Source organism: Arthrobacter arnarulunnguaqae (assembly GCF_051262515.1).
Classification (GTDB): Bacteria; Actinomycetota; Actinomycetes; order Actinomycetales; family Micrococcaceae; genus Arthrobacter_N.
Window position 1 is genome coordinate 86,106 of the sequence record NZ_JBIMER010000004.1, and the last position, 25,532, is coordinate 111,637.

25 protein-coding genes are annotated in these 25,532 nt (G+C 69.6%); 5 read left to right on the top strand and 20 right to left on the bottom strand.

What is annotated here, in order from left to right; translation table 11 throughout:
- Window positions 1–266: 266 nt before the first annotated feature.
- Together ACHAAJ_RS05765 and speB are read right to left on the bottom strand one after the other, a co-directional pair.
- On the bottom strand, window positions 267–2,021 hold the full coding sequence (locus ACHAAJ_RS05765) for a thiamine pyrophosphate-binding protein (RefSeq protein ID WP_435727043.1): 1,755 nt from the start codon (window positions 2,019–2,021) through the stop codon (window positions 267–269).
- On the bottom strand, window positions 2,021–3,007 hold the full coding sequence (gene speB, locus ACHAAJ_RS05770) for an agmatinase (protein ID WP_435727044.1): 987 nt from the start codon (window positions 3,005–3,007) through the stop codon (window positions 2,021–2,023). Before speB ends, ACHAAJ_RS05765 begins: the two co-directional genes overlap by 1 nt.
- A gap of 179 nt (window positions 3,008–3,186) precedes the next feature.
- Between speB and ACHAAJ_RS05775 the strand changes: the two genes are divergently transcribed.
- On the top strand, window positions 3,187–3,720 hold the full coding sequence (locus tag ACHAAJ_RS05775; protein ID WP_435727045.1) for a hypothetical protein: 534 nt from the start codon (window positions 3,187–3,189) through the stop codon (window positions 3,718–3,720).
- 36 nt (window positions 3,721–3,756) lie between these two features.
- Here the strand turns inward: ACHAAJ_RS05775 and ACHAAJ_RS05780 are convergent, their stop codons facing one another.
- Complete coding sequence (locus ACHAAJ_RS05780; protein WP_435727046.1) at window positions 3,757–4,332, bottom strand: cupin domain-containing protein; 576 nt, start codon at window positions 4,330–4,332, stop codon at window positions 3,757–3,759.
- Between the two features lie 625 nt (window positions 4,333–4,957).
- Between ACHAAJ_RS05780 and ACHAAJ_RS05785 the strand changes: the two genes are divergently transcribed.
- Complete coding sequence (locus tag ACHAAJ_RS05785; RefSeq protein WP_435727047.1) at window positions 4,958–6,088, top strand: VIT1/CCC1 transporter family protein; 1,131 nt, start codon at window positions 4,958–4,960, stop codon at window positions 6,086–6,088.
- Window positions 6,089–6,094: 6 nt separating this feature from the next.
- On the opposite strand, the gene ACHAAJ_RS05790 is transcribed toward ACHAAJ_RS05785, so the two are convergent.
- The 6 genes from ACHAAJ_RS05790 to ACHAAJ_RS05815 form a co-directional block, all read right to left on the bottom strand.
- Window positions 6,095–6,580, bottom strand: coding sequence for an SRPBCC family protein (locus tag ACHAAJ_RS05790; protein ID WP_435727048.1), 486 nt, complete (start codon window positions 6,578–6,580; stop codon window positions 6,095–6,097).
- Window positions 6,581–6,623: 43 nt separating this feature from the next.
- The gene (locus tag ACHAAJ_RS05795; protein ID WP_435727049.1) at window positions 6,624–7,799 is read right to left on the bottom strand and encodes an LOG family protein; all 1,176 of its coding nucleotides are present in this window, start codon (window positions 7,797–7,799) and stop codon (window positions 6,624–6,626) included.
- A 49-nt stretch (window positions 7,800–7,848) separates the two neighbouring features.
- A complete protein-coding gene (locus ACHAAJ_RS05800; protein WP_435727050.1) occupies window positions 7,849–8,892 on the bottom strand; it encodes a Gfo/Idh/MocA family oxidoreductase in 1,044 nt (347 codons plus the stop codon).
- A gap of 1 nt (window position 8,893) precedes the next feature.
- Entirely contained in the window at window positions 8,894–9,865 is a 972-nt protein-coding gene (locus tag ACHAAJ_RS05805) for an ATP-binding cassette domain-containing protein (protein ID WP_435727051.1), read from the bottom strand.
- Window positions 9,862–10,908, bottom strand: a complete 1,047-nt coding sequence (locus ACHAAJ_RS05810) for an ABC transporter permease (protein WP_435727052.1) — start codon at window positions 10,906–10,908, stop codon at window positions 9,862–9,864. Before ACHAAJ_RS05810 ends, ACHAAJ_RS05805 begins: the two co-directional genes overlap by 4 nt.
- Window positions 10,909–10,973: 65 nt before the next feature.
- The gene (locus ACHAAJ_RS05815; RefSeq protein WP_435727053.1) at window positions 10,974–11,972 is read right to left on the bottom strand and encodes a substrate-binding domain-containing protein; all 999 of its coding nucleotides are present in this window, start codon (window positions 11,970–11,972) and stop codon (window positions 10,974–10,976) included.
- Between the two features lie 254 nt (window positions 11,973–12,226).
- On the opposite strand from ACHAAJ_RS05815, the gene ACHAAJ_RS05820 reads away from it, so the two are divergent.
- Both ACHAAJ_RS05820 and iolB read left to right on the top strand, forming a co-directional pair.
- The gene (locus ACHAAJ_RS05820) at window positions 12,227–12,967 is read left to right on the top strand and encodes a GntR family transcriptional regulator (RefSeq protein ID WP_435727054.1); all 741 of its coding nucleotides are present in this window, start codon (window positions 12,227–12,229) and stop codon (window positions 12,965–12,967) included.
- 32 nt (window positions 12,968–12,999) lie between these two features.
- Window positions 13,000–13,896 (top strand): 5-deoxy-glucuronate isomerase, encoded by an 897-nt coding sequence (gene iolB, locus ACHAAJ_RS05825; RefSeq protein WP_435727055.1) that lies wholly within the window; start codon window positions 13,000–13,002, stop codon window positions 13,894–13,896.
- Here iolB and ACHAAJ_RS05830 read toward each other — a convergent pair.
- A complete protein-coding gene (locus tag ACHAAJ_RS05830) occupies window positions 13,883–14,197 on the bottom strand; it encodes a substrate-binding domain-containing protein (protein ID WP_435727056.1) in 315 nt (104 codons plus the stop codon). The genes iolB and ACHAAJ_RS05830 overlap by 14 nt on opposite strands.
- Window positions 14,092–14,592, bottom strand: a complete 501-nt coding sequence (locus ACHAAJ_RS05835) for a LacI family DNA-binding transcriptional regulator (protein WP_435727057.1) — start codon at window positions 14,590–14,592, stop codon at window positions 14,092–14,094. Before ACHAAJ_RS05835 ends, ACHAAJ_RS05830 begins: the two co-directional genes overlap by 106 nt.
- On the opposite strand from ACHAAJ_RS05835, the gene ACHAAJ_RS05840 reads away from it, so the two are divergent.
- Window positions 14,553–14,708 carry a hypothetical protein gene (locus ACHAAJ_RS05840; RefSeq protein WP_435727058.1) on the top strand — a complete coding sequence of 52 codons (156 nt, stop codon included), beginning with the start codon at window positions 14,553–14,555 and terminating at the stop codon, window positions 14,706–14,708. The two genes, ACHAAJ_RS05835 and ACHAAJ_RS05840, sit on opposite strands and share 40 nt — an antisense overlap.
- A gap of 177 nt (window positions 14,709–14,885) precedes the next feature.
- Here the strand turns inward: ACHAAJ_RS05840 and ACHAAJ_RS05845 are convergent, their stop codons facing one another.
- The 9 genes from ACHAAJ_RS05845 to ACHAAJ_RS05885 all read right to left on the bottom strand — a co-directional run bounded on the left by ACHAAJ_RS05845 (window position 14,886) and on the right by ACHAAJ_RS05885 (window position 25,387).
- Window positions 14,886–16,373: a sugar porter family MFS transporter gene (locus ACHAAJ_RS05845; RefSeq protein WP_435727059.1), complete on the bottom strand. Its 1,488-nt coding sequence runs from the start codon at window positions 16,371–16,373 to the stop codon at window positions 14,886–14,888.
- A gap of 51 nt (window positions 16,374–16,424) precedes the next feature.
- Window positions 16,425–17,297 (bottom strand): sugar phosphate isomerase/epimerase family protein, encoded by an 873-nt coding sequence (locus ACHAAJ_RS05850; protein ID WP_435727060.1) that lies wholly within the window; start codon window positions 17,295–17,297, stop codon window positions 16,425–16,427.
- A gap of 16 nt (window positions 17,298–17,313) precedes the next feature.
- Window positions 17,314–18,327: a Gfo/Idh/MocA family protein gene (locus ACHAAJ_RS05855; protein ID WP_435727061.1), complete on the bottom strand. Its 1,014-nt coding sequence runs from the start codon at window positions 18,325–18,327 to the stop codon at window positions 17,314–17,316.
- Window positions 18,328–18,390: 63 nt separating this feature from the next.
- Window positions 18,391–19,320: a sugar phosphate isomerase/epimerase family protein gene (locus ACHAAJ_RS05860; RefSeq protein ID WP_435727062.1), complete on the bottom strand. Its 930-nt coding sequence runs from the start codon at window positions 19,318–19,320 to the stop codon at window positions 18,391–18,393.
- A gap of 28 nt (window positions 19,321–19,348) precedes the next feature.
- Complete coding sequence (locus ACHAAJ_RS05865) at window positions 19,349–20,881, bottom strand: CoA-acylating methylmalonate-semialdehyde dehydrogenase (protein WP_435727063.1); 1,533 nt, start codon at window positions 20,879–20,881, stop codon at window positions 19,349–19,351.
- Between the two features lie 55 nt (window positions 20,882–20,936).
- Window positions 20,937–22,868, bottom strand: a complete 1,932-nt coding sequence (gene iolD / locus ACHAAJ_RS05870; RefSeq protein WP_435727166.1) for a 3D-(3,5/4)-trihydroxycyclohexane-1,2-dione acylhydrolase (decyclizing) — start codon at window positions 22,866–22,868, stop codon at window positions 20,937–20,939.
- 20 nt (window positions 22,869–22,888) lie between these two features.
- Entirely contained in the window at window positions 22,889–23,833 is a 945-nt protein-coding gene (locus tag ACHAAJ_RS05875; protein WP_435727064.1) for a Cgl0159 family (beta/alpha)8-fold protein, read from the bottom strand.
- Window positions 23,830–24,828 (bottom strand): 5-dehydro-2-deoxygluconokinase, encoded by a 999-nt coding sequence (iolC, locus tag ACHAAJ_RS05880; RefSeq protein WP_435727065.1) that lies wholly within the window; start codon window positions 24,826–24,828, stop codon window positions 23,830–23,832. The genes ACHAAJ_RS05875 and iolC overlap by 4 nt, the downstream gene beginning before the upstream one ends.
- A 142-nt stretch (window positions 24,829–24,970) precedes the next feature.
- Complete coding sequence (locus tag ACHAAJ_RS05885; protein WP_435727066.1) at window positions 24,971–25,387, bottom strand: tautomerase family protein; 417 nt, start codon at window positions 25,385–25,387, stop codon at window positions 24,971–24,973.
- Window positions 25,388–25,532: the final 145 nt, after the last annotated feature.

A 25,532-nucleotide genomic window follows, 5' to 3' on the forward strand; every position in this document is an offset into this window, starting at 1 on the left:
AAAACCAGTCAGAGGACAGGGCAGCCGGCGGACGGGCCGCCACCGGCAGAGACAGAGCAGCATCGGCGGGGACACCCCGGCAACCAGACCCTCCGGAATTGTCGAGACCCCCTGCAATTTCGGGCGTCCATGGCGATTTTGGGTGGTCTCGACGGGAGCACGGGGCGGGGGCGGGCGGGGACGGATGGTAGGCGGAGCGGGGGACGGACAGGCGCGGCGGTCCGGTTGGCGGGCGGCCGACCCCCAGACGGGGCCAGCCGCTCCGGCTAGTCGTCCAAGTGCGTCGGAGCGAACATCCGCAGCAGGGTCTCGACCACCACGACATTCGGCCCGTCCGCGGCAAAGGACTCCTCCAACGCCGCGCGCACGCCCTCGGGCCCAACTCGCCGGGCGGGCACCCCGAACGACTCGGCCAACGCCACGAAGTCCGGCCTGACCAGCTCGGTGGCGGTCGCCTTGCCGAAGGCGCCGACCATGTATTCGCGCAGGATGCCGTAGCCGCCGTCGTCGACGATCAGCCAGGTGACCGGCGCGTTGTGCTGCTTGGCCGTCGCCAGCTCGGCGATCGAGTACATCGCCGAACCGTCGCCGGACACCGCCAGCACCCGCCCCTCGAGCCCGGACTTGCCTGCCACGGACAACCCGATCGCCCCGCCGATCGCGGAGGGGAAGCCATAGCCCAAACCTCCGGCGCCCTGCGCGGAGTGGAACTCGCCGGACTTCGCGTCCCAGCAGCTCCATCCCCAATAGGCGGAGATCGTCATGTCCCAGAACGTCTGCATCGCATCCGGCACGGCGGCGCGGATGTCCGCCATGAACGTCCGTTCCTTCCCGAGATCCTGCGCGTCGAGCCTTGCCATGACCTTCGCGAGGGTCGCCGCCACCAGGACCTCCGGCATCTGGCCGTTCCAGTCGGGAGCGGAAGGAAGCTGCGGAGCGGAGGTTTTCTCGACGGCCCCGCCACCAACCCGCCCGAGCGCCGCGTCGAGGTACTCCAGCGCGGCCCGGGCGTCGGCCCGGATGCCCAGCGCCGGGCGGTTGGACTCCAACACGCGCGGTTCGGCGTCGATCTGGATCAGGTGCCCGCGCGGTTCCAGCGTGAAGTAGTTGGACGTGACCTCGCCCAGCGACGAGCCGACCACGATCAGCACGTCAGCCTCCTCGAGCACCTCGGTGACGTGGCGGTCCTCGACCCACGACTGCAGGCTCAGCGGATGCTCCCACGGGAACGCGCCGTTGCCGCCGGGCGAACACACCACCGGGGCGCGCAGCTTCTCTGCCACGCTCAGCAGCGCGTCCTTGGCGCCGGCCCGCCGGACTCCCCCGCCGGCGACGATCGCGGGTCGCTTCGCGCCGGCAAGCCACCGGACGGCCTCGTCGATCAGCTCCACCCGCGGCGGGTGCTCGTACGCCTCGGCCAAAGCGTCGGCCACGGGAGGCACGAACACCTCAGCGAGGAGCACGTCCTGCGGCACCTCGATCCACACCGGCCCCTGCGGGACGGTGATCGCGTCGGCCCAAGCGTCCTGGATGGCGGACGGGATGCCGGACGCGTGGTGCACGGTGCGCTGGCTCTTGGTGACGTTGGCGGCGGACGCCTTCTGGTCGTCCAGCTGGTGGAGCATGCCCTTGCGCCGCGCGCCTAGCCCGTCCAACGGGATCTGGCTCGCCACGACCACCATCGGCACGCCGGTCGCGTAGGCCTCCTGGAGTCCCGCCAACGCCGTCAGCGCGCCGGGTCCGGTGGAGAGGAACAGCACACCGACCTCGCCGGTGGCCCGGGAGTAGCCGTCGGCGGCGAACGCGGAGTTGTTCTCCACGCGCGAGGAAACGAAGTGCAGGCCGGAGCGCGAGAGCGCGTCGAACAGCCCGAGCGCGTGCTGCCCCGGGATGCCGAACACGGTGCGCGCGCCCAGGGCCTCCAGCGTCTCGATGACGAGGTCCCCGCCGTTGCGGTTCTCCTTCGAAGCGGACGACGCCGGTGTCCCGACCTGCGTGCCGGTGGTCTGGTTCGTCGCCATCAGGCGTCCTTCCGATCCGTGGTGCGCTTGTCCGCCATCAGGGTAACGAGGTCGTAGGCCACGTGCGAGGCCGCGACGCCGGTGATCTCGGCGTGGTCGTAGGCGGGGGCCACCTCGACGACGTCGGCGCCGATCAGGTTCATGCCGCGCATCCCGCGCAGGATCTCCAGCAGCTCGCGGCTCGTGATGCCGCCGGCCTCCGGGGTTCCCGTTCCCGGCGCGTGGGCCGGATCCAGCACGTCGATGTCCACCGAGATGTACAGCGGGCGGTTGCCGATGCGGTCCCGCAGTTTCGCGACGACCTCGGCCACCCCCTGGTGGTAGACGTCGGAACTGGTGACGATCCCGAAGCCGAAGCGCCGGTCGTCGTCCAGGTCCTTCTTGCCGTAGAGCGGTCCGCGGGTGCCGACGTGGGAGATGGCCTCCGTGTCCAGGATGCCCTCCTCCACAGCGCGCCGGAACGGTGTCCCGTGCGTGTATTCCGCGCCGAAGTAGGTGTCCCAGGTGTCCAGGTGCGCGTCGAAGTGGAGCATCGCGACCGGCTCCCCCGCACGCTCGGCGGCTGCCCGCAGCAGCGGAAGGGCGATCGTGTGGTCCCCGCCGATCGTGAGCAGGGATGCGCCGTCGGCCGTCAGGTTCAGGGCGTTGTCCTGGATGGTTTCGATCGCCTCGTTGATGTTGAACGGGTTCACGGCCATGTCGCCGGCGTCGGCCACCTGGACGTTCTCGAACGGGCTGACGTCCAGCGCGGGGTTGTAGGGACGCAGCAGCCGCGAGGACTCGCGCACGTGGTTGGCGCCGAAGCGCGCGCCCGGACGGTAGGAGACACCGGCATCGAACGGCACGCCGACCACCTTGATGCCCGCCGCCCCGACCTGGTCCAGCCGCGGCAGGCGCGCATACGTCGCCGCCCCGGCGAAGCGCGGTATGCGGGAGGAGTCGATGGGTCCGATGTTCCCGTTCGCCTCGACGCGGATCTCTTGCATGGTTCTCCTCGCATGGCGCCGCGGGCGCCGTGTCGGTGTGAAGCCGGAGGACGACGGCGATGCCGCCATGCGCCCCTTCGACAGTTTGGCTTGTTGTCCAGAGGGCAACAAGCGTTTCCACCCATGCTATTTGTGTCGCACGCCACGGTCAAGGCGCGGGCATAGCATAGGTTGGACGCGTGAGCTACGACGCCGACGAAACCACCACGGAATACGCCGCCCGCCGGATTTCCGTCCGCACCCCCGCCCCCCTCCGGGAGCTCCGGCGTCGTCTAGAGGACCTGGTTCCCGCAGTGAATGCCGCGGGGCTGACCTCCAAGGCCTCCTCGGGCAGGGCCGACTGGGACACGATCCGGCGCGAGGCCGAGGCCTCCGCCCACTATGGACTGTGCCGCTACGCCACCGAGGACCCGGGTCCGCTGATGCGGCTGGCGGGGAGCTCGACCGAGAGCGTCGCGTACCTGCTCGGCAGCCCCGGCATCCATGCTCGACTGTTCCGGCTCGATCCGTCCACGATGGCCGGCTTCCCGCTGCGGCTCGAAATGCACGCGGCGCGGCACGGCGGGACGGTGGTGACCGTGGAGCAGCCCGGCGCCCGCCTCGCGGCGTTCGGCATCAACAAGGTCACGCAGGCCGGATTCGAACTGGATCGGATCCTCGGGGACGTCCTGGAGGCCATGGACTTGCCGCGCCCGTCCGCGCTCCGGCGGTAGGCGGAGAACCGGCGGCAGCCAGCCCGTTCGCGGCCGTCAGCGTGAGGCGGCGGGAACCAGCGTCCAGATGACCACCGATTCCTCGTCCGTGGGGTTGACCCACGAATGCGGCTCGCGCCCCGGGAAGGTGACCGTGTCGCCGGCCTCCAGCTCGAAGCGCTCGTTGGAGAAGATGATGACGAACCGGCCCGAGACCACGTGCAGGACCTCGGCCTCGCAGTCGACGGAATACAGTTCCGTCTCGCCCGTGCCGCGGGGCTCGATCACGGCGCGGATCATCTGCAGCCGGCGCTCGGAGCGGGCGGTGAGCAACCGCTCCCCGATCCCGTGGCCGCCCAGGGAAACCCGCGGCGCGTCGGCGAGCCGGACCACGTGGGTCTCCGGCTGCGCGAACAGGTCCCCCACGGACACGGACAGGACTTGGCACAGCGTCACCAGCGACGCCACCGACGGCGACGTCAGATCCCGCTCGACCCGGGACAGGAACCCCTTGGTCAGCCCCGTCGACGCGGCAACCTGCTCGATCGTCAGCCGCTGCGCCTGGCGTGCCGCGCGGATGCGGGAGCCGATGGCAACCGGTTCGTTGCTGGGCTCGACGGGCAGGGCCTTCATGGGCGGATTCTCCGGATCTGAGGGTCAAACGACAGTGGCAACCAGCTTAGGTCAATTGACGCGTTAGCTGGATCACACTAGCCTAGCGGGCAACACCTGTTTACCGTAGTGCAATTCCTGAAGGACACCCCATGGAATTCGTCAACGCGTCTACTACTGCCTCGCCGCGTCCGCGGTGGTCGACGTCGTCGCCAGCCTCCTGACGCCCGCCACCCGTCCCGAAGTCTCCCGGGCCTGGGCGTTCCGCGTCTCCGGAAGCGCCTGGAGCGGGCGGTCCGTCGCGGCGGAGGGCGACGCCCGGTAGGGCACAGTCGCGGCAGCGGGACGGACGGCGGCCCGCGCGCGTCAGCGCGTGGGCTGCGGCCCGCGCCCGCGGGTATACTCGGAGGCTGAAGGGGAGTAGTTCCGAACCCGCCCAAGGACCCGGCATCGGGCACGACGGCGGCGGCGGACATGTCGACATACTGGCCACCGCGCGTGACCCGGCAGTCCACCCGGACCCAGCGTCCGGGCGAGCGAGACCTTCGGCCCGCCGGCGGCGGTCCGAGGCTCGTCGTATCCCCGAACGGCCCCGGTCCGCGCCTCCCGAGAAGCTTTCGGGACCACGCTCCGACCCGAGGACCCCATGAGCACCGACCAAGACAGCCCGGTCGAGAACCCCGACGCCCGCCGCACCCCCACACACCGCGACATCCGCAGGTGGCGGCAGTACCTGGCCGACGAACGCGCCGAGGGCGCCGTCTACCGCGAGCTGGCCGCCAACCGCGAGGGCGAGGAACGCCAGATCCTGCTGGGCCTCGCCGAGGCCGAACGCCGCCACGAACTCCACTGGCGCACACTGCTCGGCGAGGACGCCGACAAGCGGGTCCGTCCCTCGCTGCGCCGAACGGTGCTGCGCTTCCTGGCCCGCCACTTCGGCTCCGTGTTCGTGCTTGCCCTGGCCCAACGCGCCGAGGGCAACTCCCCCTACGCGGCGGACCAGGACGCCACCCGGCAGATGGCCGCCGACGAACTGGTCCACGAGGAGGTCGTCCGCGGGTTGGCGACGCGAGGCCGCAACCGGCTCTCCGGGAACTTCCGGGCCGCCGTCTTCGGCGCCAACGACGGGTTGGTGTCCAACCTGGCTCTGGTGATGGGCATCGGCGCCGCCGGCGTCTCCAACGCCCTGGTGCTCTTCTCCGGAATCGCCGGTCTGCTCGCCGGAGCCCTGTCCATGGCCGCCGGCGAATACGTGTCCGTGCGGTCGCAACGCGAACTGCTTTCGGCGTCGCAGCCGACGCAGGTCACGCTGTCCGCCGCGCCGCATCTGGACCTCAACGCCAACGAACTCGTGCTGGTCTACAAGGCCCGCGGGATGAGCGCGGAGGACGCCGAACACCGGGCGGCGGAGCGCATGGGTTACTTCGCCTGCGACTGCAACGCGTCGCTGTCGCTGCACCCGGAACTCGAGGAGGAAGCCTCGCAGGAGCACGAGGCGGTGGGCTCGGCGCTCGGCGCCTCCGCGGCCAGTTTCTGTTTCTTCGCCTCCGGCGCGCTCATCCCGATCCTGCCGTACCTCCTGGGGCTGACCGGGACCGCGGCCGTCGCGGCCGCCGTCGTGCTGGTGGGACTGGCACTGCTGCTGACCGGCGGCGTCGTCGGGCTGCTCTCCGGCGCCTCGCCGGCGAAGCGCGGGCTGCGCCAGCTGGCGATCGGACTGGGCGCCGCGGCGGTCACCTACGCGCTGGGGCTGGCCTTCGGCACCACGATCGCGTAGTCGCGGTCAGTCGCGGTCCGCTTCGGCGTGCGGTTCCCCGTCAGGTTCGCCGTCCTGCTCGAAGTGCCCGGCGAGCCGCTCCAGGGTGCGTTCCATGTTGCCCGGGGTGGTGCGCGTGAAGCCCAGCAGCGTCAGCGCCCACTTGTGCTTGAGGCGGCTGGCGTCCCAGGTCTCGCGGACCAGCGTCCCGCCGTCGGCCGGTTCCAGCTCGTAGCGCCACCGGTGGCCGCTGAAGTGGCGCCAGGCGATGTGCCGGCCCTCCTCGAACTCCACCACCGTGTTGCTGATGCGGTACGGGAGCCCGAGGCGCATGTCCATGCCGAACTCCGCGCCCGGTCCCAACCGCGCGGGCCCGCCCTTCCGTGGGGCCCGCACCGTCCCCGATCCGTCGATCACCGGGTGCATCGCGGGGTCCGCGAGCAGGTCGAACACGTCGGAGGGGGACGCCGGAACGAACCGCTGGCGCGACTGGAGAAAGGGTGAGGGATCCATGGCCCCAGTGTAGGGCGCGGGCCCGGCAGACGGCTGCGAGGACCTAGCCGAGGCGCGCGAGCAGCTCCACGGCCTCGGCCCCGGTCTCGACGAGGTGGACCGATCCGGCCATGTCCCGCTCGGCGGCCAGCGCGCTAAGCAACTGCCACACGGGCAGCTTCACGGTCCAGTGCTCGACGCCGACCAGCACCATCGGCCGGATGGTCTCCGGCGTGCCGTAGTAGTTTTCGCAGGCGTCCTGGAAGACCTCCTGGACGGTGCCGGCCGCGCCGGGCAGGAACACGATCCCGCCGTCGCACTTGGCCAGCAGGACGGCCTCGCGGACCGCGTTGGCGAAGTACTTGGCGATGTGCGTCGCGAACAGGTTCGGCGGCTCGTGCCCGTAGAACCACGTCGGGATGCCCAGGTTCGCGGTGCCCTCCGGGTGGCGGCGGAGCACGTCGTCCGCCGCGCGCGCCCACGCCGTCACGGACGGCCGGTACGACGGCGCCGCGGCCAGGGTGCCCAGCGCGTCGTCGAGTTCCGCGCCGGTGGCGGACGAAAGGTACGCGCCGAGGTTGGCGGCCTCCATGGCGCCGGGCCCGCCGCCGGTGGCGACCGTGTATCCCGCCCGCGCCAACCCCCGGCCCAGCAGCACGGCCTGGCGGTAGCCCGCGGACCCGCGGGCGGCGCGGTGGCCTCCCATCACCCCGACCAGTCGGCGCCCCGCCAGCGGTCCGGCGAGCGCCGTGTCCAGGGCCGCGCCGATTGCGTGGTCGTGGAGCGTCGCGGCCAATTCGGGGGCGGTCGGAGCCGGTCCGCCCGCTGTGGCGACGGTCCGCTGGTGCCCCCAGGCGTAGATGCGCGCATCCGGCGTCGACTCGTATTCGGCCCCGCCGATCCCCCCGTAGAGCTCCGCGGCCGTGTAGAGGCGGCCGCGGTACGAATCGAAGGGGACCCCCGGGAGGGCGGGGAACACCAGCGCGCCGCGCGCCCGCAGGTGCTCCTCGAACCCGGGCGGCAGCTCGCACCCCAGGAAGACGGCCCCGGAGGGATCGAGTGCTCCGAGCGAATCCGTCCGCTCCCGGAGGTCGAGCGACTGCAGGTGCCAGCCGTGCATGCTGGCGCCGCCCCCGGCGCGTCCTCTGCGCAGGCTCGCCCCGGCCCTGGCATCGAACGCGTCGAGCGAGGCGATGTCCAGCTGGCGGGGAACGGGATGCAGTGTCCGCAGGTGGTTCATGGGCACACCCTACCGGCGGGCGGCGGGGCGGACAGTGCCGGACGGGCGGTCAGAGCCGAAGCGCCAGCGGCGCGACCTCCACGGGCCGGCCGGACGCCAGCGATTCCTGCGCCGCGTCCGCGACCGCCGAGGCCGCGACGGCGTCCTCGGGGGTGCACGGGTTCTCCCGCTCACCCAGGACCACTTCGACGAACGCCGCCATTTCCGCGCGGTAGGCGGGCGCGAAGCGTTCCGCGAAGGTGCGGTGCGCGGTCCCGGCCGGGAACACGACGTCGTTCTCGGCCGAGCGCAACGCGGCCCTTTCGTCGAGGCCCACCATGACAGTGTCCTTGGAACCCTGGATCTCCAGGCGGACGTCGTGGCCGGCGCCGTTGTAGCGGGTGGCGCTCGCGGTGGCGACGGTCCCGTCCGCGAACGTCAACACGGCCAGGGTCGTGTCCACGTCGCCGACCGCCCCGATGGCCGGGTCGCCGTTGTTCGATCCGCGCGCGTAGACCTCCACGATCTCCTGGCCCGTGAGCCAGCGCAGGATGTCGAAGTCGTGCACCGCGCAGTCCCGGAACAGCCCGCCGGAGGAGGCGAGGAACTCCACGGACGGCGGGAACATGTCTCCCGTGACCGCGCGCATCGAGTGGATCCACCCGAGCTCGCCCGTCTCGTAGCGCCGCTTCGCCTCCAGGTAGCCGGGGTCGAAGCGCCGCTGGTGGCCGATCTGCACCGTCCCGCCCGCCGCGCGGATCTCGTCCAGCAGCGGCAACGACGCCGTCACACTCCCGGCGACGGGCTTCTCGCAGAACACGGGAACCCCGGCAGCCAGGCCCGCCCGGATCAGCTCCGGGTGGGTCTGCGTCCCGGTGGCGACCACCAACCCGTCGATCCCCCCGGCGAGCAGTTCCGGAACCGAGGCCGCGTGGCCGACGCCCAGCCGCTCCGACGCCGTCCTGGCGTGCGCGTCGTTGGCGTCGGTGAGCATCAGGCGCAGGTCGATGCCACGATCGGCGAACCGGTCCCGCAGGCCCGCGATGTTCTCCGCGTGCATGGATCCTATCCGGCCGACGCCCGCCAGTCCCAAGGTCAGGGCCTTCCTGGTCACCTCATGCACGGTTGCGCTCGGAGGCGGGCGCGTGGCGGACCGTTTCGTCGAACTCCGCCTGGACCTCGGCGGCGATTTCGGAGTGTCCGCCCAGCTCCTCGAGTTCGTGGGCCAGCTCCGCCAGTTCGGCGCCGCCGGCCATCTGCGCCGTGAGCTCCCCGAGGGTGATGTCCTTCTTGTCGTAGTACCCGATCGACCGTCCGCGCTTGAGCAGCAGGAACCGGTCGCCCACCGGGAAGGCGTGGTGCGGGTTGTGGGTGATGAAGATGACGCCCAGCCCGCGGTCACGGGCCTGCAGGATGTAACGCAGCACGACGCCCGACTGCTTGACGCCCAGCGCCGCCGTCGGCTCGTCGAGGATCAGGACCTTCGCGCCGAAGTGGACGGCCCGGGCGATCGCCACACACTGGCGCTCGCCGCCGGAGAGCTGCCCGATGGGCTGCTCGACGTCGCGGAGGTCGATCCCCATGGCGGCGAGCTCCTCCTTGGTGATCCGCTTCATCGTTTCCACGTCCAGGCGCTTGAACGGTCCCGTGCCGGTGGTCAGCTCGGAGCCCAGGAAGAAGTTGCGCCAGATCGGCATCAGCGGCACGACGGCGAGGTCCTGGTACACGGCGGCGATGCCGGAGTCGAGGGCCTCGCGCGGGGACGAGAGCTTGCGCTCCTCGCCCAGGATGCTCAGGACGCCGTCGTCGTGACGGTGCAGCCCGGCGATGATCTTGATCAGCGTGGACTTGCCGGCGCCGTTGTCACCCAGGACGCACGTGACGCGGCCGGCGTCGACCGCCATGGTGACGTCCCGCAGGGCGATGATGTTGCCGTAGCGCTTGCCGACCTGGCGCAGCTCGAGCATGTGGACGGGGGTGTGGGTCAGCGGATCAGTCTCGTTGCGGAGCAGTTCTTCCTGCTCGATCCGGTCCTTGCGTGTGGTCTCGTTCATCGGGGTGCCTCCGGGGTTCTGGCTGCTGGTCATTTCGATTCCGCCCGCTTCTTCACCGCGATGTTCACGATCGTGGCCAACAGCAGCATCAGGCCCAGGAAGAACTTGAACCAGTCCGGATTCCACTCGGCGTACACGATGCCCTTGTTGGCCATGCCGAAGATGAAGGCGCCGATCGCGCCGCCGACGGCGGATCCGTAGCCTCCGGTGAGCAGGCAGCCGCCGATCACCGCGGCGATGATGTAGAGGAACTCGTTGCCGACGCCCTCGCCGGACTGGACGGTGCTGAATGCGAACAGGTTGTGCATGCCCAGGATCCAGCCGCACAGGCCTACTCCCATGAACAGCCCGATCTTCGTGCTAACCACCGGGACGCCGACGGCGCGGGCCGCGTTGTCGTCGCCGCCGACGGCGAAGATCCAGTTTCCGACCTTCGTGCGCAGCAGGATCCAGGACGCGACGGCAACCAGGCCGATCCAGATGAAGACCGTGATCTTCACGTCGATCCCCAGGACGTCCACGGAGGACGCGAAGACGGCGCGGGCGGAGGCGAAGCCGTCCATCTGGGAAATGGAGGGCGTGGACACCGACCCGCCGATCAGGCGGGTCAGGCCGAGGTTCAGGCCGGTGAGCATCAGGAAGGTCGCAAGCGTGACGATGAACGACGGCAGCTTGGTCTTGATGAGGATCCACCCGTTGATGAAGCCGACTGACAGTGACACCAGCAGGGCGACGCCGACGCCGACCCATACGTTGGTACTGAAGTACCAGGAGAACAGCGAGGCCCCCAGCGCCGAGGAGATGACCGCGACGCCCGTGGAGAGGTCGAACTCCCCGCCGATCATCAGCAGCGAAACCCCCACCGCCATGATGCCGATGGTCGATGCCCCGTAGAGCACCGTCGCGAACGAGGACGGCTGCAGGAAGACGGGGGCGACGACCGCGAAGAACGCGAACAACGCCACGGCTCCGACCAGCGCCCCGATCTCGGGCCTCCCCAGGAGCTTGGCCAGGGTGCTCTTGGTAGCAACCCTGTCGTCGGCCGCCGGTTTGGCGGCGGTCAGTGTGTCAGTCATCTCAAGCGTCGCTTTCTGTGGGCCGGAACGGCGGATTTCGCCGCCGTCCCGGGCTGGCTCGTGGGTTAGCGGAGGCCTTCGGCGGCGAAGTCCAGGACGTCCGCGGCGTTCTCCGAGTCGATGATCGTCGGTCCGGTCAGCACGGGCTGGCCCCCGCCGAGCTCGAAACCGCCGCGGTGGTTCTGCCAGATGGCATCGATCGCACCGTATCCCTGCAGCCAGGGCTGCTGGTCGACCGTCAGGATGACCTCCCCGTCGACGATCTTCTGGGCCATTTCCGGGTTCATGTCGAACGAGGCCACCTTGGCATCCGAACCCGTCGTCTCGACGGCATTGAGGATGGTCAGGGTGAAGGGAGCGCCCAAGCCAATGATGACGTCGACGCCGGCCGTTGCCTGGAGTTTGGCCGTGACGGTCGACGCGACCTGGGTCATGTCCGTGCCCTGCACGTACAGGATTTCGGTGCCGGGAATCTTGTCCTTGACACCCGCGCAACGGTTCTCGAGGCCGACGTGTCCCTGTTCCTGAATGACGCACACGGGCTGGCTGAACCCGTCGTCCGCCAGCCGCTCGCCCAGCGCTTCGCCGGCCAGCTTCTCGTTGGAACCGAAGTGGGTGAACGCGCCGAGGTCCTTGAAGCGGTCCTCGCCGGCGTTGAGGCTGACGATCGGGATGCCGGCGTCGGTTGCCTTTTTCAGCGCGGACGCCATCGCGTCGGGCTTGGCCAAGGTGACCGCGATGCCGTCGACGCCCTGGTCAATGGCCTGCTCGATCAGCTGGGCCTGGCGTCCGCCGTCCGGGTCGGAAAGGTATTGCAGGGACACGTTGTCCTTGGCGGCGGCTTCCTCGGCTCCCTTGCGGACGATGTCCCAGAACGTGTCGCCCGGTGCGGCGTGGGTGATGAGTGCGATGTCGAGCTCGGGCGTGGATACCGCCGCTCCCCCGCCACCCTCGGCGTCGGGCTCCGGGGCGCGGCCGCCCTCGCTGGAACAGGCGGCCAGGCCGATGAGCGGAACGAGTGCTGTTGCTGCGGCGACCTTGCGCCAGGAAAGCTTGGACGACACGGGAATCTCCTTCGATTTCACGGCAGGACCGCACCCCGCGGTCCCGGTGGAGCGGGCGGCGTCCGAAAGCACGTCCCGTTCCTTCCCTTGAATCATGGTGACCTCCATCACGTAAGTCAAGAGTATGTCAGGACATATTTACAACAGCTCTTAACCGGGACTACGCTGGAATGGCCGATGGGGAGAAGTCTTGACGTCATGGCGTAGCTTTGTCTTAACAAATTGACATCCTGAGGTTCCGTGGAGGAGAGCAGATGAGCACCGCCCTGAACATCCCGATCGACCGGACGTCCCCGGTCCCGCTGTACCACCAGATCGTGCAGGGCATCGAGGCCGCTATACACGATGGGACGCTGGAAAACGGCAGCCGCCTGGCCAACGAGATCGACCTGGCGCAGCAGCTGAACCTTTCCCGTCCCACCATGCGCAAGGCCATGGACGAGCTCGTTCGCTCCGGACTCCTGGTCCGCAAGCGCGGCGTCGGCACCCAGGTCGTGGCCAGCCAGGTCCGCCGCCATTTGGAGCTGACCAGCCTCAACGACGACCTGGAGCGTGCCGGCAAGACGCCGACCACCGAGGTCCTGTCCTTCGCGCACATGACGGCGGACGACCGCACGCGGGAACTCCTCCAGCTCCCCGAGGGCGCCATGGTCTACCACTTCACCCGGCTCCGCCGCGTGGACGGAAACCCGCTGGCGTTGATGGAGAACTGGGTCCGCGACGACATCGTCGACATGGACGAGGAACGCCTCGGCCGCGAGGGCCTTTACCTGATCCTGCGCCAGGCCGGGGTCAACTTCCGCCTGGCCAACCAGCGCATCGGTGCCGTCACGGCCACCGAGCGGCAGGCGCCGCTGCTCGCCGTGGAGCCCGGGGACGCCCTCGTCACCATGGAGCGAACCGCGATGGACGACGCCGGACGGCCGGTGGAGACCGGATCGCACGTCTACCGGGCGGATTCCTACAGCTTCGAAATGACCCTGGTGCAGCGCTAAACCGCTCCCCCCGCACTACCGAAAGGCCAGCCATGACCGATTGGGTATACCCCGCAGGCACCGCATCCGAGGGCCCCTGGTCCATCTCGCTCGGGGCGCACGACAGCTCCGTCGACGTGCCGGGATGGGAACACACCGGTCTCAAGGTCGCCGAGCTGGCACCCGGCGCCACGGTCGAGCTTCCGGCCTCCGCCGAGGAGCGCATCGTGGTACCGCTCTCGGGCGCCTTCACGGCAACCGCCGACGGCGTCGCCCATAAACTGGCGGGACGCGCCTCCGTCTTCGACGGTCCCTCCGATGTCCTCTACACCGGAACCGGTGCGGACCTGACCATCACGTCCGCGGCGGGCGGACGCGTGGCCATTGCCCTGGCCCCGGCCAAACAGTCGTATCCGGCACGTCTGGTGACCGCCGCGGAGACGCCGGTCGAACTGCGCGGTGCGGGAAACTGCTCGCGCCAGGTGCACAACTTCGGAACGCCCGCCGCACTCGAGGCGGACCGCTTCATCGTCTGCGAGGTCATCACCCCGTCCGGGAACTGGTCCTCCTATCCCCCGCACAAGCACGACGAGGAGAAGGACGGGGAAACCAACCTAGAGGAGATCTACTACTTCGAGACGCGGACCGCCCCGGACTCCGCGGCACCGTCCCCCGGCGACCCCCTGGGCTACGCCCGCGTCTACGCCTCCGACGACCGGCCGATCGACGTCACCGCGGAGGTCCGGACCGGCGACGTCGTCCTGGTTCCCTACGGCTGGCACGGCCCCGCCATGGCCGCCCCGGGCTACGACCTGTACTACCTGAACGTCATGGCCGGCCCCGGCCGCGTCCGGGAGTGGCTCATCAGCGACGACCCCCACCACGGTTGGGTCCGCTCCACGTGGGACGCGCACGAAATCGACCCGCGCCTGCCGTTCACGGCGGGTTAGCGGCGCCCGCGACCGCGCCCGTCGACCCGCGCCGCACGATCCGCGGCGGCACGCGCGGCGGATCCGCGGGCGCCCCGCCCTCCAACAGCGCCAACAGCGCCGCACCGACGTCGGACCCGACGGCGACGCCGCGGTAGTCCACGCTGGTCAGGTCCAGCAGCCGCGACTTGGCCAGCGGCGAATCGTCGTAACCCATCAGGGACACGTCCTTTGGCACGCGCAGGCCGGCCTCGCGCAGCGCGCCGGCCGCGCCGAGCGCCATGGAGTCGTTCGCGGCGAGGATTGCCGTGACGTCCGGCATGGCGGCGAGGAGGTCTCCGGCGGCGGAGTACCCGTCCGGCTGGCCGGGCGCAGCAGCGGCAGCTCCGCTTCGATGGCCTGCCGTACGGCCGAGAGGAACCTCAGGGGGCCGTCGGCGACGACGTCGATCAGGAAGCGCCGTCCGAACAGTTCCAGCTGTTCCTGCTGTGCCTCCAACTCGGCGATCGCCCGGTGCACTTCGCCGGCCGTCGTTCGGCGGACTCCAGGACGTCCGTAGAGGACGCGGTCAACCGTCGCGTCGCTGACACCCGCCTGCCGGGCGGTGTCCCGGACAATAAATCGGTGCGTCACCGGACGGGTTCTCCTGAGGAGATCCTTGCCGAAAGGACACCAACATGACCGCCGCACCAATGCGCCACGCCGGGCCTCCCGCATGGTTCCGCTCCGCCGACTGCCGGCTCTTCGATTTCGAGGCCGTGCTCGCCGAACGCACCGTTCCCTACCCGCACGCCGACGCAGTCGAGAGCGAGGTACTGATCTACGGTGGATGAATTAGCGGACTTCGCCGCGTACCTGGTCTCGGAAAGCTCCGGCGTGGTCACGGGCCCGGTCATCGACTGGGACCAGACGGTGCCCGGCGCATACGAGTAAACCGGAACGGCGCGGCGAGACGGGGCGAACCGATCCAATCGGTTCGCCCCGTCTCGTCTCGTGCGCCCTGGTACTACTTAGTCGGCCAGGGTCGCCTTGACGGTGTAGATCGCACCGGTGGAGACATCCTCCTCGAGTGCCTCGAGGGTGCGGCCGCGGGTCTCGGGGACCTGGGTGGCCACGAAGACCAGGGCCAGAACCCCCACACCGGCGAACAGGAAGAACGAACCGGTGATCCCGATGCCGGAGATCAACGACGGAAAGTACAGTGCCAGGAAACCGTTGGTGATCCACACGAAGAAGACGGCGATGCCGATGCCGAGTCCACGCATGTGCAGCGGGAAGATCTCGGCCAGCCACACCCAGACGGCGATATTCAGGAAGGTCTGCATCGACAGCACGAACGCGACCACCAGGACCAGGATGACGATCGGACGTGCCGGGTTGCCCTCGGGCAGCAGCATGCCGGCGACCGCGACCAGCAGGTGGCAGGTCGTGGTCAGCGACAGGCCGATCATGAAGGTCTTGCGGCGATCCATGCGGTCCATGTTGTACAGCGCGATGATGCCACCGATCACGGCGACCACGCCGAAGGAGATGTTCGCGAGCACCGCCTGCTCGGACGTCATGCCCGATTCCTCCAGCACGCGCGTGCCGTAGTACATGATCGAGTTGATGCCCGTCAGTTGCTGGGCCATGCCCACGCCGATGGCGATCAGGATGGTGCGCCGCAGCCACTTGTTCGACATGACGGCCTTGAGCCCCACCTGCCGGTTCCTCTTCTCCAGCTGGGCGATCAGCTCGACCTCGTGCACCTCCGCCAGTGCCCGTTCGGGGGAACGTACCGTCTTCAGCACGCGGAGGGCCTCGGCGTAACGACGCTTCTCGACGTACCAGCGCGGCGATTCGGGCATCCGCAGCATGCCGAAGAACAATGCGACGGCGGGAAGCGCGCAGACGGCGAACATGATCCGCCAGATTCCGTCCACTGTGCCGCCCAGCGTGGTGCTGATGATCGCGTTGATCACGAATGCGGACAGCTGGCCGACGACGATCGCCAGCTCGTTGCGCCCGGTGATCGAACCGCGGATCTCATAGGGCGCGAGCTCGGCCAGATAGACCGGGACAACCGTGGAGGCGCCGCCGACGGCCAAGCCCAGCATGATCCGGCCGGCAATCAGGACGGCGAACCCGCCGGGAGAGAAGACGCCGGGTTCCGGTCCGGCCGGAGAGAAGACCACGAGCAGGGTCCCGACGAAGAAGAGCACGGCAAGCATGATGATGGTCTTGCGGCGTCCCCAGCCGTCGGCGAGCCGGCCGCATCCCAGGGCGCCGGCGGCGGCGGCGAAGACCAGCGAACTGATGACCAGGCCGATCTGGAACAGGCTCAGGCCCAACTCCTCGGCCATCGGCCCCTCGGCGCCGTTGGCCACGCCGGTGTCGTATCCGAAGAGGAGACCGCCGAAACAGGCGATGATCGAAATCAGTCCGAGTCGCTTGCGGTGTGGCCCCGGTGTCAGGGGTGGTAGGTGTGCCTCCGCCAAGACCTGCTGTTTATCGGACATGGGAACTCCTTTGTCTTGGCCCGCTCGATGCGCGTGGGATCCTGCGGAACGCTACTGGGCGCTGGAGGCGTAATCCTGCATGGTGCGCAGTTGGTAGCGGGCCACCTCGTGGGCGTTGTCGTTTTCGGCGAAGACGGAGGACACCATCACGGTCTCGTCCCGGGAGTAGAACCCGTTCTCCGCCAGGCCGCCGAAGAACTCGTCCCAGTTCACGTCGCCGTCCCCGACCTTGAGGTGCTGGTGGACGCGGACGGGGTTGCCCGGCGGGTTGGTGATGTAGCGCAGCCCATGGGACGCGTGGTGGTCCATGGTGTCCGCCACGTGCACCACGCGCAGCCGGTCGCCGACCGCCTGCATGATCTCCAGTGGCTCGTCCACCATGTGGAAACTGTGGGCGGCCACGTAGACGAAGGAGAGGTTCGGGGAGTTGACGCCGCGGATGACGCGCCAGGCGGCGAGGCCCTCCTCGACGAAGTCGTCCGGGTGGGGATCGATCGCGATGTTGATCCCCTCCCGCTCGATCACCGGCAGCAGTTCCTCCATGGAGCGGTAGAACGCGGACTCCGACGCCTCGGCGTGCTCGGGGCGTCCGGAGAACTCCGTGTTCATCTGCTGGACGCCGAGGTCCACACTGATCTGGATGGCGCGCTTCCAGTAGCGCACGGCGGCCTCGCGCTGCCACTCCTCCGGGGAGGACCAGCGGAGCACGGGCAGCACGGAAGCGATTTCGACGCCGGCCTCCCGGCACGCGTTGCGCAGGTCGCCCACCAGCCGGTCGTCGGCCTTGGGGTGTGTGAAGAACGGGATGACGTCCTGGTGCGGGGTGAGCTGCAGGTACTTGTACCCCAGCTCGGCGGCGAGCCGCGGGAATTCGAGCACGGAATGCGTGGGGTGGAACGGCGTGGGATCCAATGCGATCTTCATCTGATTGCCTCTCTGCTTAGGCGTACAGCGCCGGTTTGGGCTTGAGCGCGACGGCGACCTTCTCGCCGGTGCGCTGGGCCTCGACGCCGGCCTCGCAGCAGGCCGCGGTGGCGTAGCCGTCCCACGCGCTGGGACCACCGATTTCGCCACGCGCCGCTGCGTCGACCCAGGCCTGGATCTCGACGTCGTAGGCCGCGCCGAAGCGCTGCTCGAAGCCGGGGGTGACCGTTCCGCCCCACCGGCCGGCCGTGCGAACGAACGGACCGGCGTCGTTTCCGATTGAGACGATCCCGGTTTCGAGCGAGGCCTGGGTGGCCACCTCGTAGCCGAACTGGGCGTTGACGTAGATCTCGACGTCGGCGAGCACGCCGGACTCGGTTTCCAGCAGGACGTGCTGCGGATCGTGCTGGCCGTTCGGCGCGTTGCGCGTGGCCTTGCCCAGCCGCACCTGCACGGACGTGATCTCCTCGCCGGTGAAGAACCGGACAGCGTCGAACTCGTGGACCACGGAGTCGTTGATGAGCATCTCGTTCGTGAAGCCCGCCGGGGTGTCCGGGTTGCGGTGCTGGTGGTGGAGCATCAGCAGCTCGCCGAAGTCCCCGGACCGGATGGTCCGCTCCAGCTGCGCGTACTCGGCGTCGAACCGGCGCATGAAACCCACCTGGATCCGCTGGCGGCCCAGCTTCTCCTCGGCCTCGACGATTTCCCAGGAGGAGGCGGAGTCGGGTGTCAGCGGTTTCTCGCACAGGATCGGGAGGTCGCGCTCCAGCGCGGCCAGCAGAATGTCGAGGTGGAGGAAGCCCGGAGTGGCCAGCAGGACGGCGTTGACGTCGCCGTTGTCCATGGCCTCGGTGGCGTCCGCCAACGCGACGGCGCCGGGGATTCCCTCGATGGCGGCGCGGGCGCGGTCCGCGTCGATGTCGACGACGGCGGCGACCTCCGCGCCGGAGATGCGGTGGTGGAGTCGCTGGATGTGGTCGGCGCCCATGCGTCCGGCTCCGATGACTGCAACGCGAAGCGTGTCTGCCACGGCTGCTCCTTTCTGGTGTGCCTCCCGGGGTTCCGGGCGGGCGGTGGGTGGTTTGGCGTGCCGCTAGACGCGGGTGCGGGAACCGCAGGACAACAGGTGCTGACGGGTCCGCTGGGCGATCGGCATCGGGACCGAGAAGTCCGCGACGGGGTACATGTCCTGCTCAACGATCCCGTAGATCGGGCGCTCGAGGCGCTCCACGGCGTCGATCACGGCTCCGAGGTCCGGCAGCCCGTTCGGGGGTTCCACCATGACGCCGGCCAGGTTCGCCTCGGCCCAGGTCAGGTTCCGTTCGCGCACCGTCGCCAGCACCTGCGGGTCGATTTGCTTCAGGTGCAGGTAGCCGATCCGCTCCGGGTACTTCTCGATGAGGTCCACGGAGGACGCTCCCCCGTATTCGGCGTGTCCGGTGTCCAGGCACAGCGTCGTCAGCGTCGGGTCTGTGTGCTGCAGGAACCGTTCGATGTCCGCCTGGCCGCAGACGTGGGAGTCGGCGTGGGAGTGGAACTGCTGCTGGAGGCCGAACTCCTCGCGCAGGATCCGTCCCAGCCGGTCGTGCCCGGTGAACAGCGAGGACCAGGCTTCGGTGGAGAGGTGCTCGTCCTCCACCGCCTCCCCCGTGACGTCGTCCCGCCACATCGCCGGGATGACCACGATGTGCTTGCCGCCCATCGCGGCCGTGAGCTCGGCGACGCGCCGGGCGGGCTCCCATGCCTCTTCCCAGGCCCCGGCGGAACCGTCGAGCCCGCGGTGGAACGCGGTGAAGACGGTGCCCGCGCAGACGTCCAGCCCGCGGGCGGACAGCTCGTCGGCCAGCCGTGACGGATCGGTGGGCAGGTAGCCGTAGGGACCCAGCTCGATCGTCTTGTAGCCGGACTCGACGACCTCGTCCAGGAACCGCTCCCACGGGGTCTGCTTGGGGTCGTCCGGGAACCAGACGCCCCAGGAGTCCGGCGCGGTGCCGATGGTGAGCTTGTTGCTGATCTCGGGCATGTCCTGTGCCTTTCGCGTGCCGGGGCGGCTAGTTGGAGGGGAAGTTGAAGGAGGCCGTGGATTCGTGCGCGGGCTCGGGCCAGCGCTGGGTGACGGCCTTGCCGCGCGTGTAGAAGCGCACGCCGTCGGGTCCGTAGATGTGGTGGTCGCCGAAGAGCGAGTCCTTCCAGCCGCCGAAGGAGTGCCACGCCACGGGGACGGGCAGCGGGACGTTGATGCCGACCATGCCCACCCGGATCCGGCGCGTGTAGCTGCGCGCGTTGGACCCGGAGGAGGTGAAGATGGCCGTGCCGTTGCCGTAGGGGTTGGCGTTGACCACGTCGATGGCCTCGTCCAGCGTGTCGACGCGGACCACCACGAGCACCGGCCCGAAGATCTCCTCGGTGTAGGCGGTCATTTCCGTGGTGACCTTGTCGATCACGGTGGGGCCCACGAAGAAGCCCTCCTCGTGGTCCTTGACCAGCAGGTCGCGCCCGTCCACCAGGACGGCGGCGCCGGCCTCGCCGGCCTCGCCGACGATCCGCTGGATGCGGGTCTTGGACGCCGGGGTGATGACCGGGCCCATGTCCGCGTCCGGGTCCGTGCCGTTGGCGACCTTGATGTCGTTGGCCCGCACCACGAGCCGGTCCATCAGGGCGTCGCCGGCCTCTCCCACGGTCACGGCGACGGAGATCGCCATGCAGCGCTGCCCGGCGGAGCCGAACGCGGCTGCGGTGATGTGGTCCGCGGCCAGGTCCAGGTCGGCGTCGGGCATGACGACGGCGTGGTTCTTCGCCCCGCCGAGGGCCTGCACGCGCTTGCCGTGTTTGGTGGCCGTCTCGTGGACGTGCTTGGCGATCGGGGTGGAGCCGACGAACGAGATCCCGTCGATGTCCGGGTGCGTCAGCAGACCGTCGACGGTCTCTTTGCCTCCGTGCAGGACGGTGAAGACGCCGTCGGGCAGACCGGCCCGCTTCCAGAGGCCCGCCAGGAACAGGCTCGCGGACGGGTCGCGCTCGGAGGGCTTGAGGATGAAGGCGTTGCCGGCGGCGATCGCGACCGGCGCCATCCACAACGGCACCATGACCGGGAAGTTGAACGGGGTGATGCCGGCGACGACGCCGAGCGGCTGGCGGAAGGAAAACACGTCGATCCCGGTGGAGACCTGGTCCGAGTACTCACCCTTGGTGGACTGCGAGATGCCGCAGGCGTACTCGACGACCTCGAGTCCGCGGCCGATCTCGCCGGCGGCGTCGGAGAGCACCTTGCCGTGCTCGCTGGTGACGATCCGGGCCAGCTCGTCGGTGTTCGCGGCGAGCAGTTCGCGGAACTTGAACAGGACGGCCGTGCGGCGGGCGAGGGACATGTCGCCCCACGAGTCGGCGGCCGCGCGGGCCGCGGCGACGGCCGCGTTGAGGTCCTCCGGGCCGGCCAGGCGGAGTTCGCCGGTGATCTGGCCGGTGGCCGGGTCGTAGACGGGCTGGGTGGCGGTGCCGACGCCGGCGGTCTCCGCGCCGTTGATGAAGTGGTTGATGGTCTTCACGCCGGTGGGCGTGGTGGCCGTGGTGGTCTGGATGCTCATGGCTTCCTTTCGGGGTCTGTTCTGTAAGTGTTTTGGTGTGCCGGGCGCCGGGAGGCTAGCCCAGGAAGTTCTTCTGGATGGACTTCTTCTCGGTGTAGACGCGGTGGGCGGCCCGCGTGGATTCGAGGTCGGAGACCCCGGAGACGGGGACGTCCCACCAGGATTCGGAGTCCGGTGCGTCCAGCAGCGGGTCCGATTCCACGTGTATCAGCACCGGGCCGGCGCCCTCGGGCACCGCCTTGGCCTCGGCGACGGCCGCCGCCAGGTCCGCGATCGCGTCCGGTCCGGGTTCCACCCGGATGACGCGCACGCCGAGCGACTCGGCGTTCAGCGCGAGGTCCACCGGGAGCGTTTCCCCGGCGTCGAACGAGTGCGTGTTCTTGTCCAGCACCCGGTACTGCGTGCCGAAGCGCTGCGAGCCCAGCGATTCGGACAGCGAACCGATCGACGCGTAGCCGTGGTTCTGGATCAGGACGACGATGAGTTTGATGCCCTCGGCCACCGCGGTGACCAGTTCGGTGTGCATCATCAGATACGAGCCGTCGCCGACCATGACGACGACGTCGCGCGCCGGGGCGCCGGACGCGGCGGCCTCGTCGATGGCAGCGCGCTTGACGCCGAGGCCGCCGGCGATCTCGTATCCCATGCAGGAGAACGCGTACTCGACGTGGTAGCCGTAGGCATCCTTGACCCGCCACATCTTGTGCAGGTCCCCGGGCAGGGAGCCGGCTGCGCACACCACGACGTCGGTGTCCGCCATCGCTGCGTTCACGGCGCCGATGATCTCGTTCTGCGCGGGCAACGGGGCATGCCGGGTGGTGAATGCCTCGTCGACCGTGGCGTCCCAGCGCTGCTTCTCGTCGGCGATGGTCCGCTCCAGGTCGGCGCCGACGCGGTAGCCCGTCAGCGCCGTCGTCAGCGCCACGAGCGCCTTGCGGGCGTCCGCGACGATCGGCAGCGATGTCCCGTGCTTGTAGGCGTCGATCGGGGCGACGTTGATGTTCACGAAGGAGACGTCCGCGTTCTGGAACGCGGTGCGGGACGCCGTAGTGAAGTCCTCGTAGCGCGTTCCGATGCCGATCACCAGGTCGGCCTCGCGTGCCAGGGCGTTGGCCGCCGTCGTGCCCGTGGAGCCGATGGCGCCCAGGCAGTACGGCGCGTCCCAAGGCAGGGTCCCGACGCCGGCCTGCGTGTAGCCGACGGGGATCCCCGTGGCTTCGGCGAAGGCCGCCAGCTGGTCCTGGGCAAACGCGTACAGGACTCCGCCGCCCGCGACGATGAGCGGCCGCTTGGCCGCGCGGATCAGCTCGGCCGCGCGGGCGATGTCCTGCTCCTCCGGCGCGGGCCGGCGGATCCGCCAGTCGCGCTCGGCGAGGAACTCCTCGGGGACGTCGAAGACCTCGGCCTGCACGTCCTGCGGCAGCGAGATGGTGACGGCGCCGGTCTCCGCGGGGTCCGTCAGGACGCGCAGGCCGTGCATCATCGCCGAGAACAGCTGTTCGGGGCGGTTGACGCGGTCGAAGTACTTGGACAGGGGCCGGAACGCGTCGTTGACCGTGATGTCGTAGCCGTGCGGATGCTCGAGCTGCTGCAGGACGGGGTCCGCGGCCCGGGTGGCGAAGGTGTCCGAGGGCAGCAGCAGCACCGGGAGGCGGTTCGCCGTGGCCAGCGCCGCCCCGGTCAGCAGGTTGGAGGACCCCGGGCCGATCGACGTGCTCACGGCGTAGGTCGCGCGGCGGCGCATGTGCCGCGCGTACCCGACGGCCTGGTGCGACTGGGCCTGTTCGTTGCGGCCCTGGTAGTAGGGCATCAGGGTGGGGTCCGCGGCCTGCCACTGCTTGAGGGCCTGGCCGACGCCGGCGACGTTTCCGTGGCCGAAGATGCCGAACATCCCCGGGATGAGCCGGCTGCGGTAGTCCTCGCCGCCGACGGAGTCCACGACGTATTGCCGGCCGAGGAACTCGACGACCGCCTGGGCGACGGTCATGGTGCGGTGTGACATGGCTGCTAGGCCTCCTTCGTGGCTGCGCCCACGGAGCGCGAGCGCGCCGTGGAGTTCAACAGGGATGCGGCGGTGGCGACGGCTCCGGAGACGTTGCCGTCCGGCGGATAAAGCAGCGTGCGTCCTACCGTGAGGCCTTGGACGCCCGGGAGCGCCAGCGCCGCCGCCCACGTGGCGAAGACCTCGTCCGGGGCGGTGCTCGGGTCCCCGCCGAGCAGGACGGTGGGCAGCGTGGTCGCCGCCATGACGCGTTCCATCTCCGGCACGACCGGCAGCTTCATCCACGTGTACGCGCTGGTCGAGCCGAGTCCGGAGGCGATGGCCACGGACTTGATGACGGCGTCGGCGCTGAGGTCGTTGCGGACCTTGCCGTCCACCCAGGCAGAAAGGAACGGCTCGACCATGGCGACGAGCCCGCGGGCGGCGAGTTCGTCGATCGCATGCGCCGTGTTCTCCAGGATCGAGGCGGTCGCCGGGTCGCCGAGGGCGATGCGGGTGAGCATCTTGCCGCCGTCGGCCCCGAAGTCGGCGAGCGCGGCGGCGGTGTGGCCCGTGAAGCGGTCGTCGAGTTCGTTGACGAAGCCGGCGAGGCCGCCGCGGTTCATCGAACCGAAGACCAGCTTGCCCTCGAGCGCGCCGAGGAGCAGCAGGTCGTCCATGACGTCGGGACTGGCCAGAACGCCATCGACGGCGGGGTTCTCCAGCGCGGTCCGCAGCCGGTCCAGCAGGTCCCGCCGGTCGGCCATGGCGGACGGGTTGGGGCCGACGGACAGGGCACCGCGGGCCGGGTGGTCGGCCGCGATGATGAAGTTCTGCTCGCCCAGGACGGGTCCCGGGTGGCGCACGCGGCGCGCGGCAGCCTCCGCGACGGCCCCCGGCTGCTCGAGCCGAAGCCTGCTCAGGTGCTCGTAGCGGCGGGGATCCTGCGGATCGATGGCGATGGTGCTCACTTGGCACTCTCCAGTTCTTCCAGGGCGGGCGTCAGGCGTCCGCGCTCGGCGAGCAGCGCCACGACCTCGGCGGGCGTCGGCATGTCTTCGGAACAGGCCACGCGCGAGGCGACGATGGCGCCGGAGGCGTTGGCGTAGTCCAGCACGGTGGCCAGCGGCCAGCCTGCGAGCAGTCCGTGGCAGAAGGCGCCACCGAACGAATCCCCGGCCCCGAGCCCGTTGACGGTCTGCACGGGCACCGGTGCGGAGACGACGCGGTCCGTGCGGGTCTTGGCCATGACACCCTCGGGGCCCAGCTTGACGACGGCGATCTCTACGCCGGCGGCGAGGAGCCGGTCCGCCTGCTCGTCGGGAGTCCCGGCGCCGACGGCGACGGCGCACTCGGTGTCGTTACCGATGGCGACCGTGACGTGCGGCAGGATGCGGGCCACCTGTTCGTGGGCGGCCTCCTCCGAGTCCCAGAACATGGGCCGGTAGTCCAGGTCCAGGATGGTGAAGGCGCCTTCGGCGAGGCCGGTGCGCGGGCGGGCTTCGAGGGCGGCCAGGTGGGCGGCGGCGCTTGGCTCCCGGCTGAGTCCCGTCACGGTGGACCAGAAGATGCGCGCATCGCGGATGGCGTCCAGGTCCAGTTCGCCGGCGGCGATCTCCCAGTCCGGGGCGGTGGGCTGGCGCCCGTAGAAGTAGAGGGGGAAGTCGTCCGGTGGCTGGATGGCGCAGAACGTCACGGGCGTCTGCAGGCCGGCGACGGCCGCCACCTGGGACGCGTCGACGCCGTAGCGCCCGAGTTCGCGCATCAGATAGGTCCCGAAGTCGTCGTCCCCGACGCGGGTGACGACGCCGGTGCGGCGTCCATGGCGCGCGGCGGCGACAGCGACGTTGGTCGGCGATCCGCCGAGGTACTTGCCGAAGCTCTCCACGTCGGCGAGCCCCACCCCGATCTCGTTCGGGTAGATGTCAACGCTGATGCGTCCCATGGTCAGCACATCGAGGTTCACGCTGATCGCCTTCCTTTCCTTGCCGGGGCGGTCGGCTCCCGAACATCATCCACGGCCACCGTGTGAGCCGGGGCACATGTGCCACTCTCCATCAATTTCTTTGTCCTGTCAAAGGTTTGTACTGACATTCTTACAAGAGGTCTCATGACGCAAAGCCGCGGGACGGCACGGCGAGCTCGCCGGTCTGGTACTGCGCCACGCCGAACCCGAAGGACCAGTCCTCGGGACCGTTCTCCACGTAGCCGATGAAGACATCCTCCCCACCCACGCCCAATGGGGCCAGGGCCGCGGCAATGGCCCGGAACAGCGAGGCCTTGGCCTCCGCGGATCGGCCGCGCTGGGTGAAGATCTGGATCATCACGACGCCCGGCCCGCGCTCGAACCCCAGGCCGGCATCCTGCGCGACGACCATCCCGGCGGGATGCTCCGAGATGATCTGGAAATAGTCGCGGTCCGGAATGCCATACTCGGCCACGACTGCCCCGTGGATGGCCGCACTCACTGCCGCCACCTGCTCCGGCGTCCGGCCCTGGACCAGGTCAATCCGCAACAGCGGCATGGCTTTCTCCTCATCGATTCGACAACGTTTAAAATAGTTTGTCCTGACATATTTACAAAGTCAAGACTTTGGTGCGACGGGGTCCTCGCGGGCTCACCGCCGCCGAGGGCCGGCGGGAGGGCGGACGCGGTTCGCCGCGGGTGCC

What these genes read in the sequence shown, in the direction of transcription:
- ACHAAJ_RS05780 (WP_435727046.1), bottom strand. Translation starts at nt 4,332, where the DNA reads ATGAAGGCCCTGCCCGTCGAGCCCAGCAACGAACCGGTTGCCATCGGC.
- ACHAAJ_RS05795 (WP_435727049.1), bottom strand. Translation starts at nt 7,799, where the DNA reads ATGAACCACCTGCGGACACTGCATCCCGTTCCCCGCCAGCTGGACATC.
- ACHAAJ_RS05805 (WP_435727051.1), bottom strand. Translation starts at nt 9,865, where the DNA reads ATGACCAGCAGCCAGAACCCCGGAGGCACCCCGATGAACGAGACCACA.
- speB (WP_435727044.1), bottom strand. Translation starts at nt 3,007, where the DNA reads ATGCAAGAGATCCGCGTCGAGGCGAACGGGAACATCGGACCCATCGAC.
- ACHAAJ_RS05865 (WP_435727063.1), bottom strand. Translation starts at nt 20,881, where the DNA reads ATGAGCATCCAGACCACCACGGCCACCACGCCCACCGGCGTGAAGACC.
- ACHAAJ_RS05845 (WP_435727059.1), bottom strand. Translation starts at nt 16,373, where the DNA reads ATGTCCGATAAACAGCAGGTCTTGGCGGAGGCACACCTACCACCCCTG.
- ACHAAJ_RS05885 (WP_435727066.1), bottom strand. Translation starts at nt 25,387, where the DNA reads ATGCCGCTGTTGCGGATTGACCTGGTCCAGGGCCGGACGCCGGAGCAG.
- ACHAAJ_RS05810 (WP_435727052.1), bottom strand. Translation starts at nt 10,908, where the DNA reads ATGACTGACACACTGACCGCCGCCAAACCGGCGGCCGACGACAGGGTT.
- iolB (WP_435727055.1), top strand. Translation starts at nt 13,000, where the DNA reads ATGACCGATTGGGTATACCCCGCAGGCACCGCATCCGAGGGCCCCTGG.
- iolD (WP_435727166.1), bottom strand. Translation starts at nt 22,868, where the DNA reads ATGACCGTCGCCCAGGCGGTCGTCGAGTTCCTCGGCCGGCAATACGTC.
- ACHAAJ_RS05790 (WP_435727048.1), bottom strand. Translation starts at nt 6,580, where the DNA reads ATGGATCCCTCACCCTTTCTCCAGTCGCGCCAGCGGTTCGTTCCGGCG.
- ACHAAJ_RS05785 (WP_435727047.1), top strand. Translation starts at nt 4,958, where the DNA reads ATGAGCACCGACCAAGACAGCCCGGTCGAGAACCCCGACGCCCGCCGC.
- ACHAAJ_RS05835 (WP_435727057.1), bottom strand. Translation starts at nt 14,592, where the DNA reads ATGCGGGAGGCCCGGCGTGGCGCATTGGTGCGGCGGTCATGTTGGTGT.
- ACHAAJ_RS05850 (WP_435727060.1), bottom strand. Translation starts at nt 17,297, where the DNA reads ATGAAGATCGCATTGGATCCCACGCCGTTCCACCCCACGCATTCCGTG.
- ACHAAJ_RS05860 (WP_435727062.1), bottom strand. Translation starts at nt 19,320, where the DNA reads ATGCCCGAGATCAGCAACAAGCTCACCATCGGCACCGCGCCGGACTCC.
- ACHAAJ_RS05820 (WP_435727054.1), top strand. Translation starts at nt 12,227, where the DNA reads ATGAGCACCGCCCTGAACATCCCGATCGACCGGACGTCCCCGGTCCCG.
- ACHAAJ_RS05830 (WP_435727056.1), bottom strand. Translation starts at nt 14,197, where the DNA reads ATGCCGGACGTCACGGCAATCCTCGCCGCGAACGACTCCATGGCGCTC.
- ACHAAJ_RS05840 (WP_435727058.1), top strand. Translation starts at nt 14,553, where the DNA reads ATGACCGCCGCACCAATGCGCCACGCCGGGCCTCCCGCATGGTTCCGC.
- ACHAAJ_RS05765 (WP_435727043.1), bottom strand. Translation starts at nt 2,021, where the DNA reads ATGGCGACGAACCAGACCACCGGCACGCAGGTCGGGACACCGGCGTCG.